Genomic DNA, 19,432 nt, shown 5'->3' on the forward strand with positions numbered 1-19,432 from the left:
AGGCCCAGTGGCTGCGCGACCGGCACCGGTGGGGCATCGAGCAGCCACTGGGCCTGGCGCGCCTCGGCGGCGGGCAGGGCGTCGATCAGCGCATGCTGGGGGCCGATCAGGATGTCGGCCTGCGGCAGCTGCGGGCTGACCGGATCGTGCAGCCTGAGTTCGGGCGGCGGCGCGGCAGCGGCATCGAGGCGCCCGAAGTGCCGGCGCAGCGAGGCGGCGCACAGCTCGGGCAGCGCGCCATCGCGCAGCGCGACCATCAGCCGCGCCGGGGTATCGGCGATGCGGTGCTCGCGCCGCCACAGCCAGTTCAGGATGGCGGTCTCGACCGCTGGCATGCCGGCGGTTTCCGGCAGTGAGGCGTTCAGCGGGTCCGGCGGCAGATGGCCAGCGCCGGCGGCTGGCAGGGACGGTTGATCCATGAATGAACTCCGGGCGCCTTCCTGCGACCGGGTGGGCGGTACGTCCGGGATTGGCGTCGGGTGGCGGCGATGCCCGCCTTTCCTGGCATGACTCGCGCGCACATGTATCCGGGGGGCCGGCCGGTGATGATGCGCAGGGCCGTCCCGGGCTTGCAGTCTCGTCCGCGGACTGATCAGACCCGGACCTTAGCCAGCGCGGGGGCCGTTGCGGCAGGGAGCAAGACCGGAACCTGCCTGCGAATATTCGGATTCGTCCGGTGGTCGGACCACCGCCGGGATTCAATCCCCGAGTTCGCGCAGCAGGCGCTGGGATTCGGCGAGCAGCGCCCGGCGGCGCAGCAGCAGCGTCAGCCGGCCGCCGCCGGCCTGCGCCCATAGCCAGGCGGCCCGGATGCCGGCGAGCAGCAGCGCGCGGATGCGCGCGGCGTTGTCGCGCCGGGACAGGTGCATCTGCTCGCCGTTGACCATGATCCGCGGCGTCAGCGTTGAGATCGTGTCGGCGTACAGCTCGCCCAAGGCGGCGACGATGTTCTCGTGCGTGACCGGAAAATGATCGAGGCGACGGGCGGTGTCGCGGATGCCCTGGCGCAGGCGCTCGGTCATCGCCGGGCTGGCGCGCAGCTTGCGCTCCAGCACGAGCAGATTGACGGTGTAACGGGCGATTTCCATCTCGCGCGGCGTGCGCAGCTCCGAAGCCAGCAGCCGCAGGCCGCGGCGCAGGCCGGGCAGGCCGCCGTAGACCTCGGCGATGCCGGGCGAGTCGATCGCGAAGATGCTGCGCAGGCAGGCTTCGCTGTCGGCGGCATCGGCCTGGCCGGCGTAGGCGACATCGCGCACCAGCGCGGCCGCCTGGAAGATGGCGGCAAGGGCGATGGTGCGTTCGCGGTCGGTCTTGTTCATGGGCGGCAGGCGGCAGCTACGGGATCCGGTACGGCGGGTGCCGAACGGCAAGCCGGAAAGCATAACAGCGTGAACCGCTGCCCGTTCAGTAGCCGCGCCACGGTTCGGGCTCGGCCGGCCCGCCGCCTTCGCCGGGCGCGAGCAGCCCGAGCAGCGCGCGCGCGGCGTTCGACGGGGTATGGCCGGCGTGCGCGACGAGGCCGAGCGCGCGGGTCGGTGCGATGCCTTCGAGTTCGAGCACGGCAAGCTGCGCATCGAGCATCGTGCGCGGCAGCAGCGACCAGCCGAGTCCGATCGACACCATCATCTTGATGGTTTCGAGGAAGTTCGTCGTAAACGCCACGCGCAACCGGATGCCGAGCGGTTCGAAGCAGCGCTCGATCAGCTCGCGCGTGAAGGTGCCGTGCTCGGGCAGGATCGCCGCGTGCTCGACCAGCCGGAACGGCGACACGCGCTTGAGGCGGGCGAGCGGATGGCCGGGGTGCGCCACCAGCACCAGCCGGTCGGTCCAGATCGTCTGCAGCGCCAGCGGGGCTTCGGCGGCCAGCGGCAGCGTGACGATCGCCAGCTCCACATCACCGCCGGCGACCGCCAGGCAGGCGGCTTCGGAGGCCATGAAGCGCAGGTCGAGCTGCACCTGCGGATAGCTCGCCGTGTAGGCGCGCAGCACCGGCGGCAGCCGGTGCAGGCCGACGTGGTGGCTGGTGGCGACGCTCAGGCGCCCGGCGACCTGCCCGGACAGGTCGGCGAGCGCGCGGCGGCTGTCGTCGAGCTCGGCAAGGATGCGCCGCGCCCGCGGCAGCAGCGTCCCGCCGGCTTCGGTGACCAGCACGCGCCGGCCGAGGCGGTCGAACAGCCGCACGCCGAGTTCGGCTTCGAGCGCCGAGATGCGCTTGCTGACCGCCGGTTGCGTTAAAAACAGCCGTTCGGCCGCGACCGAGAACGAGCCGCTGTCGGCGACGGCGACGAAGGCCTGCAGGCTGGCGATGTCCATGCGCGGCACCGGGCGGGAGGGGGGCGTGCAAGTATTCCATGGCGTCATGCCGAGTATGAAAAACATGAATTGGTGTCATGTTCAGGCCCGGCGTACAGTCCGCGCACTGCCCGAACGAGGACGCTGAAATGTCCGGCCAAACGCTCTACGACAAGATCTGGGCTGCGCACGTCGTGCGCACCGACGCCGACGGCACCGCGCTGCTGTACATCGATCGCCACCTCGTGCACGAGGTGACCTCGCCGCAGGCCTTCGAGGGCCTGAAGCTCGCCGGCCGCGCGCCCTGGCGCAAGGCGTCGATGCTGGCCGTGCCCGATCACAACGTGCCGACCACGCCGCGCGCCGGCGGCATCGGCGACATCGAGGATCCGGTCTCGCGCACGCAGGTCGAGACGCTCGACGCCAACGCCCGCGAACTCGGCCTCGCGTACTTCCCGATCAACGACGTGCGTCAGGGCATCGTGCACGTGATCGGCCCCGAGCAGGGCGCGACGCTGCCGGGCATGACCGTCGTCTGCGGCGACTCGCACACCTCGACGCACGGCGCCTTCGGCGCGCTGGCCTTCGGCATCGGCACCTCCGAGGTCGAGCACGTGATGGCCACGCAGTGCCTGATCCAGAAGAAGGCGAAGGCGATGCTGGTGCGCGTCGACGGCGAGGCCGGCCCCGGCGTCACCGCCAAGGACATCGTGCTCGCGATCATCGGCCGCATCGGCACCGCCGGCGGCACCGGTTACGCGATCGAATTCGGCGGCAGCGCGATCCGGGCGCTGTCCATGGAAGGCCGCATGACGGTCTGCAACATGGCGATCGAGGCCGGGGCCCGTGCCGGCATGGTCGCGGTCGATGCGACGACGCTCGGCTACGTGCAGGGCCGCCCGTACGCGCCGAAGGGCGCGGACTGGGACAAGGCCGTCGCCTGGTGGAACACGCTGCACTCCGATGCCGATGCGCGCTTCGATGCCGTCGTCGAACTCGACGCCGCCGCCATCGCGCCGCAGGTGACCTGGGGCACCTCGCCGGAGATGGTGGTCGCGGTCGGTGAGAACGTGCCCGATCCGGCCGCCGAAACCGACACCGTCAAGAAGTCCGGCATGGAGAAGGCGCTCGCCTACATGGGACTGGCCGCCCGCCAGCCGGTCACCGACATCCGGCTCGATCGCGTGTTCATCGGCTCGTGCACGAACTCGCGCATCGAGGACCTGCGCGCCGCCGCCGCCGTCATCCGGGGCCGCAAGGTCGCCGCGAGCGTCAAGCAGGCGCTGGTCGTGCCGGGTTCGGGCCTCGTGAAGCAGCAGGCCGAGGCCGAAGGGCTCGACAAGCTGTTCCTCGATGCCGGCTTCGAATGGCGCGAGCCGGGCTGCTCGATGTGTCTGGCGATGAACGCCGATCGCGTCGGCCCCGGCGAGCACTGCGCGAGCACCTCGAACCGCAACTTCGAGGGCCGCCAGGGCGCCGGCGGACGCACGCATCTGGTCAGCCCGGCGATGGCCGCGGCGGCCGCGATCGCCGGTCATTTCGTCGACGTGCGCAGCTTCTGAGCGAAGATTTCTGAGGAGATGGCCATGCAGCCGTTCACCGAACTCCACGGCCTCGTCGTCCCGCTCGACCGGCCGAACGTCGACACCGACGCGATCATCCCGAAGCAGTTCCTGAAGTCGATCAAGCGCTCGGGCTTCGGCCCGAACCTGTTCGACGAATGGCGCTACCTCGATGTCGGCGAACCGGGTCAGGACTGCGCCGGCCGGCCGCGCAATCCGGACTTCAGCCTGAACCAGCCGCGCTACGCGGGCGCGAGCGTGCTGCTCGCGCGCGAGAACTTCGGCTGCGGCAGCTCGCGCGAGCACGCGGTCTGGGCGCTGGAGGACTACGGCATCCGCTGCGTGATCGCGCCGAGCTTCGCCGACATCTTCTTCAGCAACTGCGGCAAGAACGGCGTGCTGGCGATCCGCCTGCCGGCCGAGACCGTCGACCGGCTGTTCCGGGCGGTCGAAGCGACGCCGGGCTACCAGCTGTTCGTGAACCTGCCGGGCCAGACGATCGCCACGCCCGATGGCGAGGTCATCGACTTCGACATCGATGCGTTTCGCAAGGAATGCCTGGTCAACGGCTGGGACGACATCGGCCTGACGCTCAGACACGCCGGTGACATCCGCGCCTACGAGGCGAAGCGGCGGCAGGAAGCGCCGTGGCTGTTTCAGTGAGTCAAGTTGGTATCGGCTGAATTCCGGCGTCCGGAGGTCTGCGATGGAAACCTGTCCGGTTCATGAAGCGGGTGAGCATCTGGCGGTTCTCATCGAGAGGGCCTGGCGTGGTGAGGACATCATCATCACCGGTGAGGCGGCACAGGCCGTGAAGCTCGTACCGGTGACAACCCGTGCGGCTGGTCAGCGTCAATTCGGTCGGTTGCGCGGGAGAATCCGGGTCGATGACGCGTTCTTCGACCCTTTGCCGGAAGAAGTCCTCGCCGCCTGGGAGCGCTAGTGCGTCTGCTGCTCGATACACATGCCCTGCTCTGGTGGTTCGCCGGGGATGAGCGTCTGCCGGAGAAAGTCCGCTCATTCATCGCCGACCGGCAGAATGCCGTGCTGGTCAGTGCTGCCTCGATCTGGGAGATCGCGACGAAGCACCGGCTTGGAAAGCTGGAGGGCGTGGGTGAGTTGCTGGCGGACATCGACACTTACGTGCGTGATCAGTCCTTCGACTGGCTCGACATCGCGGCGGTCCATGCACTGCGAGCCGGATTGCTGCCGGGTGCGCACCGGGATCCGTTCGACCGGATGCTGATTGCCCAGGCCCTGTGCGTGGAGGCCGTGCTGGTCAGCAATGAAACCCTGTTCGACGGCTTCGGCGTGCAGCGGCTGTGGAACTGAGGGCAAGGCGTGGGAGAGGCGGCCGGTTGTCAGCGGTGACGACGGACTCGAATGCCGGCAGCCGCTCGCGGCATGATGCGCGGCCGACCGATGGCGGATTCAGGAGGCGAGGGATGTCGAGCATCGAGATGGCGGTACGCAACGCCCGGGCGATCGAAACCCTGCTGGTCGAGCGGCTCGGGGCGAACGGCAAGGGCCTGCATGAGAAGCTGAACAGCGTCGAAAGACAGCTGCCGCCGCACATCGTCAAGACCGCGCGCTGGATCGCGACGCTGCGCAACTCGGCCGTGCACCAGCACGATTTCGAGATCAGCAATCCGGACGACTTCATGAATGCGGCCGCGCGCGTGCTCGCGCATCTGGAGTCGATGCCGAAGACAGCCGGGGCTGCAGCGGCGGCGCAGGCAGCGGAGTCGTCGAGGTCCGGGTCGATGTCCGGCGGGCTGCGTCTGGAAACCGTCCGGGCGTCGCGTCCGCAGCCGGGGGCACATCAGGGCGGATCCGCACCGGCAGCAGTGCCGGCGCGCACGGCGCGGCGCCGGCGTCAGCCCGAGGCACGCAGCAGCGGGCAGGGCTGGTGGCTGGCCTTCGTGCTGGTGGCCGGCGGGCTGCTCGTGGCTGCGCTGTTCAAGTCGGGCGCCCTGCGGTCGATCGTCAGCGGATGAGCAACCCCGGGCGGTTGCAGCAACGATTCAACAGAGGTGATCAGGGCATGACCAAGAAGATTCTCGTCCTCGCCGGTGACGGCATCGGTCCGGAGATCGTCGGCGAGGCCGTCCGGGTGCTCGAAGTGCTGCGCAGCGGCTACGGCCTCGATGTCGAGCTCGACACCGCGCTGCTCGGCGGCTGCGCCGTCGATGCCACCGGCGAGCCGTACCCGGACGCAACGCGCGCGAAGGCGCAGGCCGCCGATGCCGTGCTGCTCGGGGCCGTCGGTGGTCCGCAGTACGACACGCTGCCGCGCCCGCAGCGCCCGGAGCGCGGGCTGCTCGCGATCCGCAAGGACCTGAACCTGTTCGCGAACCTGCGCCCGGCCGTGGTCTATCCGCAGCTCGCGGCGGCCTCGTCGCTGAAGCCGGAGCTGGTGGCCGGGCTCGACATCCTGATCGTGCGCGAGCTGACCGGCGACATCTACTTCGGCGAGCCGCGCGGCATCGAGCTGCGCGACGGCGAGCGCGTCGGCTGGAACACGATGATCTACTCGGAATCCGAGATCCGCCGCATCGTGCGCGTCGCCTTCGAGGCCGCCCGCAAGCGCGGCGGCCGGGTATGCTCGGTCGACAAGATGAACGTGCTCGAATGCACGCAGCTCTGGCGCGACGTGGCCGAGGAGGTCGCAAAGGACTACCCGGACGTGCAACTGACGCACATGCTCGTCGACAACGCCGCGATGCAGCTCGTGCGCAACCCCAAGCAGTTCGACGTGATGGTCACCGGCAACATGTTCGGCGACATCCTCTCGGACGAGGCCTCGATGCTGACCGGCAGCATCGGCATGCTGCCGTCGGCCTCGCTCGATGCGCACGGCAAGGGCCTGTACGAGCCGATCCACGGCTCGGCTCCGGACATCGCCGGCAAGGGCGTGGCCAATCCGCTCGCGACCATCCTGTCGGTGGCGATGATGCTGCGCTACTCGCTCGGCCGTGCCGATCTGGCCGAGCGCGTCGAGCGCGCCGTGTCGCGCGTGCTCGACCAGGGCCTGCGCACCGCCGACATCCGCGCCGAAGGCTGCGAGACGGTCGGCACGGTGGCGATGGGCGAAGCCGTGCTGGCCGCGCTCGCGGACTGACGCCCGGAACGCCGGTGCCTGCCTCCGCTGGAGGCGGGCGCCGGCACAGGATTGATGATTCAATGTGTTGCGGCGGCTGCGTGGTCCGCCGTCACCCGAACGAAAGAGGCAAGGCAATGAGACGTGTGGGTCTGGTGGGCTGGCGCGGCATGGTCGGTTCCGTGCTGATGGAGCGGATGCGCGCGGAGAACGACTTCGCGCTGATCGATCCGGTGTTCTTCACGACCTCGAACGTCGGCGGCAGCGGCCCCGACATCGGCAAGCCGATCGCGCCGCTCGCCGATGCGCGCTCGGTCGAGGCGCTGACGGCGATGGACGTGATCATCTCCTGTCAGGGCGGCGACTACACCAACGAGATCTACCCGCAGCTGCGCGCCGCGGGCTGGGATGGCTACTGGATCGACGCGGCCTCGGCGCTGCGCATGGAACCGGACGCCGTCATCATCCTCGACCCGGTCAACCGCAAGGTCATCGATGCCGCGCTCGCGCAGGGCGTGCGCAACTACATCGGCGGCAACTGCACGAACTCGATCCTGCTGATGGGCGTCGGCGGGCTGTTCGAGGCCGGGCTGGTCGAGTGGGTCAGCTCGATGACCTACCAGGCCGCCTCCGGCGCCGGTGCGCAGAACATGCGCGAGCTGCTGACGCAGATGGGCGTGGTCAACGGCGCGGTCAGCGGACTGCTCGCCGATCCGGCCTCGGCGATCCTCGACATCGACCGCCAGGTCGCCGCGACGATGCGCAGCAGCGACTTCCCGACCCAGCACTTCGGCGCGCCGCTCGCCGGCTCGCTGATCCCGTGGATCGACCGGCAGCTCGACAACGGCCAGTCCAAGGAAGAATGGAAGGGCCAGGCCGAGGTCAACAAGATCCTCGGCACCCGCGAGACCATCCCGGTCGACGGCCTGTGCGTGCGCATCGGCGCGATGCGCTGCCACAGCCTGGCGCTGACGCTGAAGCTCACGCGCGACCTGCCGCTCGCCGAGATCGAGGCGCTGATCCGCGGCTCGAACCCGTGGGTCAAGTTCGTGCCGAACGAGCGCCCGCTCACGGTGCAGGAGCTGACGCCGACGGCGGTCACCGGCAAGCTCGACATCGCCGTCGGGCGGGTGCGCAAGCTGAACATGGGCCCCGAGTACGTCTCGGCCTTCGTCTGCGGCGACCAGCTGCTCTGGGGCGCGGCCGAGCCGCTGCGGCGCATGCTGCGCATCCTGCTCGAAGCCTGAACCGGCTTTTCATCACTAAGCTGTCCGTTCACCGGGCCCGTCGCGCACGCGACGGGCCCGGTGCTTTTGCGGCCGGAGGAACCGATCCACCATGTCCCATGACCATCCCGCCCCCGTCATCGCCGTACTCGGCGCCGATGGCCTGCTCGGCGAAGCGATGCTCGCCGCCTTTGCCGCCGACGGACTGCCGGCCGCGCAACTCATCGCGCTGGGCGGCGAGGACGTCGAAGGCGAGCGCCTGGCCTACGGCGATGCCGGCCTGCGCGTGCAGCCGGCCGCCGGCTGCGACTGGTCGCGCATCGCGCTCGTCATCGCCACCGACGATGCCGCGCTTGCCGCGGCACAGCTGCCGCTTGCGCGCCGCGCCGGTGCGCGCGTGCTCGACGCCAGCGGCTGGCTTGCCGGCGAGGCTCCGGCCCCGGTCGCGATCGCCGGCCACGACGAAAACCGCTGGCGCCGTGCCGATGCGCTGGTGCTGCCCGATGCCGTGACGCTCGCGCTCGCGCGGGTGCTGATGCCGCTCGCGGCCCTGGCCGGCATCGGGCACGTGGGCCTGACCGTGCTCAGGGCGGCATCGGAGGACGGTCGCGCCGCGGTCGAGGAACTCGCGCAGCAGACCATCGCGCTGCTGAACGCCCGGCCCTCGAATCCGCAGATCTATCCGCGCCGGCTCGCGTTCAACGTGCTGCCGGAATGGCAGGATCTCGATGCGCAAGGCCGCGGTGGCAGCGAGCGCCGGCTCGATGCCGGACTCGAACAGGTGCTCGGCCTCGCGCCCGGCAGCGTCGCGACGACGCTGCTGCGCGTGCCGCTGTTCTACGGCCTGGCCTGTGTGGTGCATCTGCGCTGCACGGCCGCGCTGTCCCCCGCCGCGGCCCGGGAGCGGCTGCTGGAGGTGCCCGGCCTCGAAGTGCTGGAGGCCGATGAAGCGCCGGTTTCACCGGCCGAGGATGGTCTCGGACAGCCGGCCGTGCGGGTCGGCGGACTGCGGGCCGCCGGGGAACGGGGCTTGAATCTGTGGGTAGTGGCGGATAATGTGGCCCTGCCCGCGTCCAATGGCGTCCAAATCGCCCAAACGCTGATCGGAACAGCAGAATGACGCACGGGGCGATTCATGATCGCCTTTATAATCAATGGGATCCGCAGACCGCCGGACCCTTCGTGCCGGCGGTCTTTTTGATCCCGCGCGACGGACGCCGAGACCCGACCGACAATGAATAAAGGGAAAAAACGCAGTCGAGCCCTTCTCGCCGGACTGCTGTTGGCACCGGGTGTTGCCGCCGCCATCGGCGTCGGTCCGATCCAGGTCCAGTCCGGACTGGGTCAACGCCTCAGGGCCCAGGTCGAGCTGCTGTCGGTCGCGCCCGACGAACTGCAGAACCTGAGCGTCCGTCTCGCGCCGCCGCAGGCCTTCGCGCAGGCCGGGCTCGATCGCACCGGGGCGCTGTCCGACCTGCAGTTCGCCGTCGAGGCCCAGCCGGGCGGACGCAGCGTCATCCGCATCACCTCGCAGCGTCCGGTACGCGAGCCGGCCCTGAACTTTCTGGTCGAACTCGGCAGTCCGCGCGGCAAGCTGATGCGCGAGTTCGCAATCCTGCTCGATCCGGTGCGCCCGAACGAGCGGCGCGCAACCGCCGCGAGCCCGATCGGTGGATATGCAGGCCAGCCATCGGCCGGCGGCGGCACGTACGGGCCGATCCGCCCGGGCGAAACCCTCTGGAGCATCGCCGATCGCCTGCGCCCGGCCGACATGTCGAACCGCGAGGCCGTGCGCCGTCTGTACGATGCCAATCCCGAGGCGTTCTCGCGGCGCTCGCCGGACGGGCTGCGCGCCGGTGCCATGCTGCGCATGCCGGCCGAAAGCGGCTGGCAGGGCAATCCGCCGGCCCCGGCAGTCCCGGCTCCGGCCCAGCCGCTGCCGGTGACCCCGCCGGCTGTCGCGACCAGGCCGCCGGCAAGCCCGGCGCCCGCCACGGCAAAGCCGCCCGAGATGCCGCCGGCCGGCGCACAGGTCCGGCTGCTGCCGCCGGAAGGTCAGAGCGGCGGCAATGCCCTGCCCGCACCGGGCATGGGCATGACTGACCAGCCGCGCGGACCGGACCCGGTCGCCGGCGGCGGTTATGGCCAGATCGAACTCGACAACGGCCGTCTGCGGCTGCAGGCCGCCGGCCTCGACCATCTGCAGAACCGCATCGACACGCTGCCCCCGGCCGAGCGTATGCCGGTGCCGGTGACGCCACCGGTTGCCGAGCCCCCCAGACCGGCATCCGTGACGCCAACGCAGCCGACACCGGCTCCGGCGCCCGCGCCCGCGCCGGTGGCGGCCCGACCGCCGGTGAAGCCGGCTCCGGAGCCGGATTTCCTCGACAGCGTCCTGCTCGCCTTCGAGGATCCGCTGGTGCTTGCCGGCCTGGGCGTGGCCGTGGCCGCGCTGCTCGGTGGCGGACTGCTGGCGATGCGCCGCGCCCGCCGGGCGCAGGACGCCGAGCACGAGATGTTCGAGAGCATCACGCTCGCCGAGGATCATGCCGCCCCGGGCGCAGCGCCCCTGCCGGCGGCGGCGGGCGCTGCGGCTGCCAGCGCTGATCCGCTGGAGCGCAGTTCGCTGCTGATGTCGCTCGGCAACCACGCCGAAGCCCGGGCGCTGCTCGAATCGGCGCTGGCAGCCGCACCGGACAACACCGCGCTGCGCATGCGCCTGCTCGAAGTGCTGCACACCCTGCGCGATGCCGCAGCCTTCCGCCGCGAGGTCGGACCGCTGCGCCAGCTCGTCTACGGCGACACCGATCCGATGTGGCTGCGGGTTGCGCGCATGGGACGCGAGCTGTGCCCGGACGATCCGATGTTCATCGGCACGGTCGCGGCGACCCCGCCGGGCATGCCGGCGACAAGTCCGAGGATGCCGGTCACACCGATGCCGGCACCGGCCAGTGCGGCGGCCGCCGCACCGGCACGCGTGGATGACGAGGTCTGGAGCGATCTGGACTTCAAGCCGATGGACATGCCGGAGGCCGCACCGGCGGCGACCATGGCGCCGAAAGCGCCGGCCGTCGCTCCTGCGAAGCTGCCGCCGGCCGCCGTCGTGCCGCCCGGCCCGTCGCTGGACTTCGAGCCCGTCGAAGTCAGGCGTCCGGCCGAGAAGCCGGCCCCGGTGCCGGTTCCGGCGCCGGCCACCACGCCGGAGGACCTGCTCGCCGATCTCGGCTGGAGTGATGCCGACCTGGGGTCGCCACCGGCCATGCCGGAAAAGCCGGTGACTGCGGCGCCGGCGCCCAGACCGGCGGAAGTCGCGGATCTCGACTTCGGCGACGATCTCGCCGCCTTCCTGCCGCCGCGCCAGACGAGCACGCCGGCGCAAGCGGCAGCGAAGCCAGCCGCGGTCGATCCGGCTACGGCGGAACTCGCCGACGATCTGGGCTTCTCGTTCCAGCCGGTGTCCGCGCCGGCGCCGGCGCCCTTGCCGGTCGTTCCTGCCCCGGCGGCGGCGCCCCCGGTGTCGGCATCGACGGCCGATACCCGGGGCGAGGACGAGTTCGTCGAGACCAAGCTCGATCTGGCACTCGCCTACATCGACATGGACGATCCGCTCGGTGCCAAGAGCCTGCTGGAGGAAGTCCTGCAGGAAGGCGGCAGCAGCCAGCGCTCGCGTGCCCAGGCGCTGCTGGAGCGGCTGGCGTCCTGATCCGGGTCGGTCTTTACAGCGCGCGTATCCCCATCGGCCGGTGCATCCACCGGCCGATGGCGTTTCTGGGAGGGGCCGAGGTTCAGCCGGCCGTCTTGTCGCGCTCGATCAGCGCGTAGGCCGAGTGGTTGTGGATCGATTCGAAGTTTTCGGATTCGATCACGTAGGCGGCGATGCGATCATCGTCGTTGAGCCGTGCGGCCACGTCGCGGACCATGTCCTCGACGAACTTCGGATTCTCGTAGGCGCGCTCGGTCACGTACTTCTCGTCCGGTCGCTTGAGCAGGCCGTACAGCTCGCACGAGGCTTCCTGCTCGACGATGTCGATCAGTTCCTCGATCCACACGAACCCGGACAGCCGCGCGCTGACCGTCACGTGCGAGCGCTGGTTGTGCGCGCCGTAGCGCGAGATTTCCTTCGAGCACGGGCAGAGGCTGGTGACCGGCACGACCACGCGCAGCCAGGTGGTCGCCTGCTCGCCGGCAAGCTCGCCGATCAGCGTCACCTGATAGTCGAGCAGGCTCTGCACGCCCGAGACCGGCGCCGTCTTCATGACGAAGTACGGAAAGCTCATCTCGATGTGGCCGGTGCCGGCATCGAGGCGGGCGTTCATCTCGGTGAGCATCTCGTGGAAGGAGGCGACGCCGATCTCGCGCCCCGGGCGGTTCAGCACCTCGACGAAGCGCGACATGTGCGTGCCCTTGAAGTCATGCGGCAGGCGCACGTACATGTTGAAGGTCGCGACCGTGTGCTGCTCGCCGTCGCTGCGGTCGCGCACGCGCACCGGATGGCGCAGATCCTTGACGCCGACCTTGTCGATCGGCAGGCGGCGGGTGTCCGGCGTGCTCTGGATGTCGGGGATTGCAGCCGGCTGCTGCTGCTGCGGTGCGGGCACGGCGGTCGGCATGCTCATCGGGATCGGACTCCGCAGCGGACGCGCTCGGGCGTCCGGTGAATGTCGGTCGGCGCGCGCAGGCGGCGCACGCGGCGCCTGCCGGGGTTGCCGGGCAGGATCGGCAGACTAGCCCGGCGCAAGTGGTCGCAGCAATTCAGGATATTGCATTGCCGCAATGCCGGTTCGGGTGTCGGACTCAGTGATCGGACTGCGCGGCCAGCGCGGCCAGCACGCCGTCGATGTCCAGCCCGCATTCGGCGAACAGCTCACCGCGCTCGCCGTGATCGAGGAAGCGATCCGGCAGCCCGAGCAGCTTCAGCGCGGTGTGCACGCCGTGTCCGGCCAGACATTCGGCAACCGCGCTGCCGGCTCCGCCCATCACGGCGCCGTCCTCGATCGTGACCAGACGCTCGTGCGTGCGCGCGAGTTCCAGCACCATCGCGGTATCGAGCGGCTTGACGAAGCGCATGTTGACGACGGTGGCATCGAGCCGTTCGCCGACGGCCTCGGCGAGCGGCAGCATCGCGCCGAAGGCGAGCAGCGCGGTCCCCCGGCCCTGGCGGCGGAGTTCGGCCCTGCCGATCGGCAGCGCCGTCATCGTCGCGACCGGCGCGACCCCCGGCCCCTTGCCGCGCGGATAGCGCACGCAGGCCGGCCCGTCGTGCAGGAAGCCCGTGTACAGCATCTGCCGGCATTCGTCCTCGTCGGCCGGTGCCATGATCAGCAGGTTCGGCACGCAGCGCAGATAGCAGAGATCGAAGGAGCCGGCGTGGGTCGGACCGTCCGGGCCGACCAGCCCGGCGCGGTCGATCGCGAACAGCACCGGCAGGTTCTGGATCGCGACGTCGTGGATCAGCTGGTCGTAGGCGCGCTGCAGGAAGGTCGAATAGATCGCGACCACGGGCTTGAGGCCGTCGCAGGCCATGCCGGCGGCCAGCGTCACCGCGTGCTGCTCGGCGATGCCGACGTCGAAGTAGCGCGTCGGATAGCGCTCGGCGAACTCGACGAGGCCGGAGCCTTCGCGCATCGCCGGCGTGATGCCGACCAGCCGCGGGTCCTGGGCGGCCATGTCGCAGAGCCATTCGCCGAACACCTGCGTGTAGGTCGGACCGCCGCCAGTCTTGGCCGGCGGGATGCCGCTCGCCGGATCGAAGCTGCCGACGCCGTGGTAGGTGACCGGCTCGTTCTCGGCGAGCTTGTAGCCCTTGCCCTTGCGAGTCATCACGTGCAGCAGGCGCGGACCCTTCTGGTCGCGCAGGTTCTCGAGCGTGCGCACCAGCGTCGGCAGGTCGTGGCCGTCGATCGGGCCGAAGTAGTTGAAGCCGAGTTCCTCGAACAGCGTGCCGGGCGTGACCAGGCCCTTGGCGTGCTCCTCGGCGCGCCGGGCCATCTCCCACATGCTTGAGGGCAGGTGGGCGAGGATGCGCTTGCCGCCCTCGCGCACCGTCGAATAGACGTGGCCGGACAGCAGCCGGGTCAGGTAGCTCGACAGTGCGCCGACGTTCGGCGAGATCGACATCTCGTTGTCGTTCAGCACGACCAGGATGTCGTTCTTCAGGTGGCCGGCGTGGTTCAGCGCCTCGAACACCATGCCGGCGGTCATCGCGCCGTCGCCGATCACCGCGACCGCACGCCGGCGGCTGCCGGCGGCCTCGGCGGCGATCGCCATGCCCTGCGCAGCACTGATCGAGGTGCTCGAATGCCCGACGCCGAAGGTGTCATACGGGCTTTCGCAGCGCTTCGGGAAGCCGGCGAGACCGTGGCGGCGGCGCATCGTGCCCATGAGGGCGCGCCGCCCGGTCAGGATCTTGTGCGGATAGCTCTGGTGGCCGACATCCCAGACCAGGCGGTCCTCGGGCGTGTCGTACACGTAGTGCAGCGCGATGGTCAGTTCGACGGTGCCGAGGTTGGCCGAAAAGTGGCCGCCGGTGCGGGCGACCGACTGGATCAGGAATTCGCGCAGCTCGTTGGCGAGCTGGCCGAGGACGTTCTCCGGCAGCCGGCGCAGGTCCTGCGGGGAATCGATGGTGTCGAGCAGTGGAAACACGGGGGTCAGGGCAGTCATGAAGGCGTCCGGTGCGATCGGTATGGGGCCGCGGGCGCGCGTCAGTGCGAGCGTTCGACGATGAATGCCGCGAGCGCACGCAGCACCGCGGCGCGCTCGCCGAAGGGCTCGAGCGCGTGCATCGCGTCGTCGTACAGCGCACGGGCGTGGGCGCGGGCGCCGTCGAGGCCGAGCAGGGCCGGATAGGTCGGTTTGTCGAGTGCCTGGTCGGCGCCCTGACGCTTGCCGAGCGTGGCGGTGTCGCCGACCACGTCGAGGATGTCGTCATGAATCTGGAAGGCCAGGCCGATGCACTTCGCATAGCGGTCGAGCCGCGCGAGTTCCTCATCGGCCACGCCCGGCTGCGACAGCGCGCCGAGCAGCACGGCGGCGCGGATCAGCGCACCGGTCTTGTGGATGTGCATGTTCTCGAGTTCGGCCAGCGTCAGCTCGCGCCCGACCGCAGCCATGTCGATGGCCTGGCCGCCGCACATGCCGCGCGAGCCGGCGGCGTGCGCGAGCAGCTCGACCATGCGCAGCCGCGTATCGGCCGGCACCGTCATCGACGGATCGTGCGCGAGCACGTGGAAGGCCAGCGTCTGCAGCGCATCGCCGGCGAGGATGGCCGTGGCCTCGTCGAAGGCGCGGTGACAGGTCGGACGGCCGCGGCGCAGGTCATCGTCGTCCATCGCCGGCAGATCGTCGTGGACCAGCGAGTAGGCGTGGATGAACTCCAGCGCGCAGGCCGGGCCGTCGAGGCCCTCGGGCGCCGCGCCGACCGCCTCGCCGGCGGCGTAGACGAGCACCGGACGCACGCGCTTGCCGCCACCGAGCACGGCATAGCGCATGGCCTCGTGCAGGCGGGCGGGCAGCGTGGCAGCGGCAGGCAGGCGGGCATCGAGCGCAAGCTCGGCGCGCGCCCGGTAGGCCTCGATGCGGGCTTCGGGCATGGTGCGGATCAGTCCTGCGGAGCAGCAGCGGCCGGCGGGGTCCACGGCACGAGCGATTCGGCGCCGGCCTGGCCCTGCAGCAACTCGATGCGCTGCTCGGCCGCGCCGAGCAGGCCCTGGCAGGTGCGGGCGAGGCTCACGCCGCGCTCGTAGCGGGCGAGGGCGTCCTCGAGCGTCAGCTCTCCCTGTTCCAGCGCTTCGACCAGGCTTTCGAGTTCCTTCAGCGCGCTTTCGATGTCGGTCGCGGGCGCTTTCTTCGTCGCCATCGTCGGGTACCGCGGGGCAAAGGAAGACTAAGTTAACGTCGCGGTCCGTACAGGGTCAATTTCCGGCCCCCTCGCGTCCGGGGCGCGTCGCATGCAGCAGGCCGATGCGCAGCGCCCGCTGGGCCAGCCATTCGAGCGCGCGCCGCGGCAGCGGGCTCGGGGGCGGCGGATCGGAAAGCGCATCCGTGAGATCGGCCCGGAAGTCGGCGGCGAGCCGGGCAGCGGCCCCGGTATCGTGGATCGCCAGCCCGATCTCCAGGTTGTGGGCGCTGCCCCAGATGTCGAGGTTGAACGAGCCCACCAGCGCGAAGGCGTCATCGACGACCAGCGTCTTGGTGTGCATCGGCCGGCGGTAGCGGTAGACGCGCACGCCCTGGCGCACGAGCTGGCGGATCAGCCGGGTGCGGGCGAGATCCACCGCATACACGTCGGAGTGCTCCGGGATCAGCATGCGCACCTCGATGCCATCGGCGACGCGCCGGCGCAGCGTGCGCAGCAGGCGGCGCGACAGCAGCGGGTAGGGCGTGGTGATCAGCACCGATTCGCGCGCCGCGAGCACGGCCTGCCGGATGCGCACCTGCAGCTCGCGCCGGTCGCGCAGGCCGTTGCCGCGCAGCACCTCGACGCTGGCAGTGCCGGCCGCAGGCGATGTCGGCGGCAGCGGTGGCTGTGCGGCGTGCAGCTCATCGAGCGTCTCCTGGAAGGCCATGGCCAGATCGGCGACCGCCGGGCCGCGCACGCGCACCTGCGTGTCGCGGAAGGCTCCCGGGCAGCCGAGGCGCTCGCCGGCGTAGTGCTCGCCGATGTTGCGCCCGCCGAGCCAGCCGATGCGCCCGTCGATCAGCGTGAGCTTGCGGTGATCGCGGAACAGCCACGGGCGCGGTGCCTGCCCGTGGTCGTGGGCATGGGCGCGGCGCAGCGGATTGCGCAGCAGCGGGTTGAACGCATGCACCCGGGCACCGGCCGCGTGCAGGGCTTCGAGGTGGCGCTCGCCGAGGCTGCCCGAACCGACCGCGTCGTAGACCAGGATCACCTCGCAGCCGCGCGCGGCCGCCGCCCGCAGGCGGGCCAGGGTTTCGAGACCGATGGCATCGGGATCGAGGATGTAGGTTTCCATCCAGATCGACTGCCCGGCGGCGTCCAGATCCGCCCACAGCGCCTCGAAGCAGGCATCTCCGTCGGTGTGGATGTCGAGCGCGTTGCCATGGCTCAGGGCCGGCGGAATCGAGCGGCGCAGCAGGCGGGCGAGCAATCGGGTCATCGTTCGCGGATCCTCGATGGCTCTGGTCGGACAGGAAAACATGAACGTAATGCAAGGGATCGTGCGTCATCCCGGCAGCAGGTCGGTTACACTGATGCTGCAACTGCACGTAACAGCTGCAGCGCAACAACGCACGTGCGTTTTTCCGACGACTTCACGAGACCCATGACCACCGCCTACGACGCCGCCGCGATCGAAGTGCTGAGCGGGCTGGACCCGGTGCGCAAGCGCCCGGGCATGTACACCGACACCGCACGTCCGAATCATCTCGCGCAGGAAGTCATCGACAACAGCGTCGACGAAGCGATGGCCGGCCACGCGCACGCCATCGATGTCGTGCTGCACGCCGATGGCTCGGTGACGGTCACCGACGACGGCCGCGGCATGCCGGTGGACCTTCATCCCGAGGAAGGCATTCCCGGCGTCGAGCTGATCCTGACGCGGCTGCACGCCGGCGGAAAGTTCTCGAACGCCAACTACCGCTTCTCGGGCGGTCTGCACGGCGTCGGCGTGTCGGTCGTCAACGCGCTGTCGAAGCGGCTCGAAGTCGTCGTGAAGCGCGGCGGCCAGCGCTGGGGCATGCAGTTCGCCGACGGCAACAAGGCGAGCGAGCTCGCCGCGCTCGGCAGCTGCCCGAAGCGCGAGACCGGCACGACGGTGCGCTTCTGGCCCGACCCGCGCTACTTCGACTCCCCGAAGCTGTCGGTGTCGCGGCTGCGGCACGTGCTGCGCGCCAAGGCCGTGCTGTGTCCGGGCCTGCGCGTGAGCTTCACCGACGAGGAAGCGAACGAGCGCGTCGAGTGGTGCTACAGCGACGGCCTCACCGATTACCTGAAGGAAGCGCTCGCCGGCGTCGAGCTGCTGCCCGATCCGCCGTTCACCGGCCGCTTCGAGGGCGAGCGCGAGGCCGTCGAGTGGGCGGTCGTCTGGCTGCCCGAGGGCGGCGAGGCGATCACCGAGAGCTACGTCAACCTGATCCCGACCGCGCAGGGCGGCACGCACGTCAACGGCCTGCGCACCGGCCTGACCGAAGCGGTCCGCGAGTTCTGCGAATTCCGCAACCTGCTGCCGCGCGGCGTGAAGCTCGCGCCCGAGGACGTCTGGGACGGCACGGGCTACGTGCTGTCGGCGCGGCTGGCCGAGCCGCAGTTCTCGGGCCAGACCAAGGAACGCCTCAGTTCACGCGAATGCGCGGTGTTCATTGCCGGGGTGGTCAAGGATGCCTTCAGCCTGTGGCTGAACCAGCACGTCGAGCAGGCCGAGCGCATCGCGGCACTGGCGCTGGCGGCGGCCGGCAAGCGTCTGCGCGCCGCTAAAAAGGTCGTGCGCAAGCGCGTGACCAGCGGCCCGGCGCTGCCGGGCAAGCTCGCCGACTGTGCAGCGCAGGACCTCGCCCGTACCGAACTGTTCCTGGTCGAGGGCGATTCGGCCGGCGGCTCGGCCAAGCAGGCGCGTGACCGCGAGTTCCAGGCGGTGATGCCGCTGCGCGGCAAGATCCTCAACACCTGGGAGGTCGAGTCCGGCGAGGTCATGGCCTCGCAGGAAGTCCACGACATCGCCGTCGCGATCGGTGTCGATCCGGGGGCCGAAGCCCTCGACGGCCTGCGCTACGGCAAGGTCTGCATCCTCGCCGATGCCGATTCCGACGGCCTGCACATCGCGACGCTGCTCTGCGCGCTGTTCGTGCGCCACTTCCGGCCGCTGGTGGCGGCCGGTCACGTGTACGTGGCGATGCCGCCGCTGTATCGCATCGATGTCGGCAAGGAGGTCTGGTATGCGCTCGACGAGGCCGAGAAGGACGCCCAGCTCGATCGCCTGCTGGCCGAGAAGAAGAAGGGCAAGGTGCAGGTGACGCGCTTCAAGGGCCTCGGCGAGATGAACCCGCTGCAGTTGCGCGAGACGACGATGGCGCCCGACACGCGCCGGCTCGTGCAGCTGACGCTCGAACACGGCGACGACACCGACCCGATGCTCGACATGCTGCTCGCCAGGAAGCGCGCCGCCGACCGGCGCCAGTGGCTGGAAACGCGCGGCAACCTCGCGCAGGTCTGAGCGGCCAGGCCTGAACAGGCAGGGCAGCCGCGGATGGATTCCGGGTTCAAAAGGCTACACGCGCACCGTCGCAGCAGATGA

18 protein-coding genes are annotated in these 19,432 nt (G+C 70.2%); 10 read left to right on the forward strand and 8 right to left on the reverse strand.

Going from position 1 to position 19,432, the window contains the following annotated elements:
* The 3 genes from PKE44_RS01600 to PKE44_RS01610 all read right to left on the reverse strand — a co-directional run.
* The coding region (locus PKE44_RS01600) for a hypothetical protein (protein ID WP_324547908.1) at nt 1-419 on the reverse strand (419 nt) is incomplete at its 3' end.
* 279 nt (nt 420-698) lie between these two features.
* The gene (gene hflD, locus PKE44_RS01605) at nt 699-1,319 is read right to left on the reverse strand and encodes a high frequency lysogenization protein HflD (protein WP_324547909.1); all 621 of its coding nucleotides are present in this window, start codon (nt 1,317-1,319) and stop codon (nt 699-701) included.
* 85 nt (nt 1,320-1,404) lie between these two features.
* Nucleotides 1,405-2,313: a LysR family transcriptional regulator gene (locus PKE44_RS01610; RefSeq protein ID WP_324547910.1), complete on the reverse strand. Its 909-nt coding sequence runs from the start codon at nt 2,311-2,313 to the stop codon at nt 1,405-1,407.
* A gap of 128 nt (nt 2,314-2,441) precedes the next feature.
* Between PKE44_RS01610 and leuC the strand changes: the two genes are divergently transcribed.
* From leuC to PKE44_RS01655, 9 genes are all read left to right on the forward strand, one after another.
* Complete coding sequence (gene leuC, locus PKE44_RS01615) at nt 2,442-3,854, forward strand: 3-isopropylmalate dehydratase large subunit (protein WP_324547911.1); 1,413 nt, start codon at nt 2,442-2,444, stop codon at nt 3,852-3,854.
* A gap of 24 nt (nt 3,855-3,878) precedes the next feature.
* A complete protein-coding gene (gene leuD / locus PKE44_RS01620; RefSeq protein ID WP_324547912.1) occupies nt 3,879-4,517 on the forward strand; it encodes a 3-isopropylmalate dehydratase small subunit in 639 nt (212 codons plus the stop codon).
* Between the two features lie 43 nt (nt 4,518-4,560).
* Nucleotides 4,561-4,797, forward strand: a complete 237-nt coding sequence (locus PKE44_RS01625; RefSeq protein WP_324547913.1) for a type II toxin-antitoxin system prevent-host-death family antitoxin — start codon at nt 4,561-4,563, stop codon at nt 4,795-4,797.
* Nucleotides 4,797-5,186, forward strand: a complete 390-nt coding sequence (locus PKE44_RS01630) for a type II toxin-antitoxin system VapC family toxin (RefSeq protein WP_324547914.1) — start codon at nt 4,797-4,799, stop codon at nt 5,184-5,186. The genes PKE44_RS01625 and PKE44_RS01630 overlap by 1 nt, the downstream gene beginning before the upstream one ends.
* A 113-nt stretch (nt 5,187-5,299) precedes the next feature.
* Nucleotides 5,300-5,851, forward strand: a complete 552-nt coding sequence (locus PKE44_RS01635) for a hypothetical protein (RefSeq protein WP_324547915.1) — start codon at nt 5,300-5,302, stop codon at nt 5,849-5,851.
* Between the two features lie 47 nt (nt 5,852-5,898).
* Complete coding sequence (leuB, locus tag PKE44_RS01640; RefSeq protein ID WP_324547916.1) at nt 5,899-6,975, forward strand: 3-isopropylmalate dehydrogenase; 1,077 nt, start codon at nt 5,899-5,901, stop codon at nt 6,973-6,975.
* Between the two features lie 116 nt (nt 6,976-7,091).
* Nucleotides 7,092-8,201: an aspartate-semialdehyde dehydrogenase gene (asd, locus tag PKE44_RS01645; protein ID WP_324547917.1), complete on the forward strand. Its 1,110-nt coding sequence runs from the start codon at nt 7,092-7,094 to the stop codon at nt 8,199-8,201.
* Between the two features lie 91 nt (nt 8,202-8,292).
* Nucleotides 8,293-9,300 carry an Asd/ArgC dimerization domain-containing protein gene (locus PKE44_RS01650; RefSeq protein WP_324547918.1) on the forward strand — a complete coding sequence of 336 codons (1,008 nt, stop codon included), beginning with the start codon at nt 8,293-8,295 and terminating at the stop codon, nt 9,298-9,300.
* A 162-nt stretch (nt 9,301-9,462) separates the two neighbouring features.
* A complete protein-coding gene (locus tag PKE44_RS01655) occupies nt 9,463-11,883 on the forward strand; it encodes a FimV/HubP family polar landmark protein (protein WP_324547919.1) in 2,421 nt (806 codons plus the stop codon).
* Between the two features lie 82 nt (nt 11,884-11,965).
* On the opposite strand, the gene folE2 is transcribed toward PKE44_RS01655, so the two are convergent.
* From folE2 to PKE44_RS01680, 5 genes are all read right to left on the reverse strand, one after another.
* A complete protein-coding gene (folE2, locus tag PKE44_RS01660; protein ID WP_324547932.1) occupies nt 11,966-12,790 on the reverse strand; it encodes a GTP cyclohydrolase FolE2 in 825 nt (274 codons plus the stop codon).
* A 184-nt stretch (nt 12,791-12,974) separates the two neighbouring features.
* Nucleotides 12,975-14,843, reverse strand: coding sequence for a 1-deoxy-D-xylulose-5-phosphate synthase (gene dxs / locus PKE44_RS01665; RefSeq protein ID WP_324547920.1), 1,869 nt, complete (start codon nt 14,841-14,843; stop codon nt 12,975-12,977).
* A 41-nt stretch (nt 14,844-14,884) separates the two neighbouring features.
* Nucleotides 14,885-15,772, reverse strand: a complete 888-nt coding sequence (gene ispA, locus PKE44_RS01670; protein WP_324547921.1) for a (2E,6E)-farnesyl diphosphate synthase — start codon at nt 15,770-15,772, stop codon at nt 14,885-14,887.
* Nucleotides 15,773-15,780: 8 nt separating this feature from the next.
* Complete coding sequence (locus tag PKE44_RS01675) at nt 15,781-16,038, reverse strand: exodeoxyribonuclease VII small subunit (RefSeq protein WP_324547922.1); 258 nt, start codon at nt 16,036-16,038, stop codon at nt 15,781-15,783.
* 55 nt (nt 16,039-16,093) lie between these two features.
* The gene (locus PKE44_RS01680; protein WP_324547923.1) at nt 16,094-17,299 is read right to left on the reverse strand and encodes a phosphatidylserine/phosphatidylglycerophosphate/cardiolipin synthase family protein; all 1,206 of its coding nucleotides are present in this window, start codon (nt 17,297-17,299) and stop codon (nt 16,094-16,096) included.
* Nucleotides 17,300-17,464: 165 nt separating this feature from the next.
* Between PKE44_RS01680 and parE the strand changes: the two genes are divergently transcribed.
* The gene (gene parE / locus PKE44_RS01685) at nt 17,465-19,351 is read left to right on the forward strand and encodes a DNA topoisomerase IV subunit B (RefSeq protein ID WP_324547924.1); all 1,887 of its coding nucleotides are present in this window, start codon (nt 17,465-17,467) and stop codon (nt 19,349-19,351) included.
* Nucleotides 19,352-19,432 lie beyond the last annotated feature (81 nt).

The organism is Plasticicumulans sp. (assembly GCF_035331805.1).
GTDB lineage: Bacteria > Pseudomonadota > Gammaproteobacteria > Competibacterales > Competibacteraceae > Plasticicumulans.

What these genes read in the sequence shown, in the direction of transcription:
- PKE44_RS01675 (WP_324547922.1), bottom strand. Translation starts at nt 16,038, where the DNA reads ATGGCGACGAAGAAAGCGCCCGCGACCGACATCGAAAGCGCGCTGAAG.
- PKE44_RS01610 (WP_324547910.1), bottom strand. Translation starts at nt 2,313, where the DNA reads ATGGACATCGCCAGCCTGCAGGCCTTCGTCGCCGTCGCCGACAGCGGC.
- PKE44_RS01635 (WP_324547915.1), top strand. Translation starts at nt 5,300, where the DNA reads ATGTCGAGCATCGAGATGGCGGTACGCAACGCCCGGGCGATCGAAACC.
- PKE44_RS01625 (WP_324547913.1), top strand. Translation starts at nt 4,561, where the DNA reads ATGGAAACCTGTCCGGTTCATGAAGCGGGTGAGCATCTGGCGGTTCTC.
- leuB (WP_324547916.1), top strand. Translation starts at nt 5,899, where the DNA reads ATGACCAAGAAGATTCTCGTCCTCGCCGGTGACGGCATCGGTCCGGAG.
- leuC (WP_324547911.1), top strand. Translation starts at nt 2,442, where the DNA reads ATGTCCGGCCAAACGCTCTACGACAAGATCTGGGCTGCGCACGTCGTG.
- asd (WP_324547917.1), top strand. Translation starts at nt 7,092, where the DNA reads ATGAGACGTGTGGGTCTGGTGGGCTGGCGCGGCATGGTCGGTTCCGTG.
- parE (WP_324547924.1), top strand. Translation starts at nt 17,465, where the DNA reads ATGACCACCGCCTACGACGCCGCCGCGATCGAAGTGCTGAGCGGGCTG.
- folE2 (WP_324547932.1), bottom strand. Translation starts at nt 12,790, where the DNA reads ATGCCGACCGCCGTGCCCGCACCGCAGCAGCAGCAGCCGGCTGCAATC.
- hflD (WP_324547909.1), bottom strand. Translation starts at nt 1,319, where the DNA reads ATGAACAAGACCGACCGCGAACGCACCATCGCCCTTGCCGCCATCTTC.
- dxs (WP_324547920.1), bottom strand. Translation starts at nt 14,843, where the DNA reads ATGACTGCCCTGACCCCCGTGTTTCCACTGCTCGACACCATCGATTCC.
- leuD (WP_324547912.1), top strand. Translation starts at nt 3,879, where the DNA reads ATGCAGCCGTTCACCGAACTCCACGGCCTCGTCGTCCCGCTCGACCGG.
- PKE44_RS01650 (WP_324547918.1), top strand. Translation starts at nt 8,293, where the DNA reads ATGTCCCATGACCATCCCGCCCCCGTCATCGCCGTACTCGGCGCCGAT.
- ispA (WP_324547921.1), bottom strand. Translation starts at nt 15,772, where the DNA reads ATGCCCGAAGCCCGCATCGAGGCCTACCGGGCGCGCGCCGAGCTTGCG.
- PKE44_RS01680 (WP_324547923.1), bottom strand. Translation starts at nt 17,299, where the DNA reads ATGACCCGATTGCTCGCCCGCCTGCTGCGCCGCTCGATTCCGCCGGCC.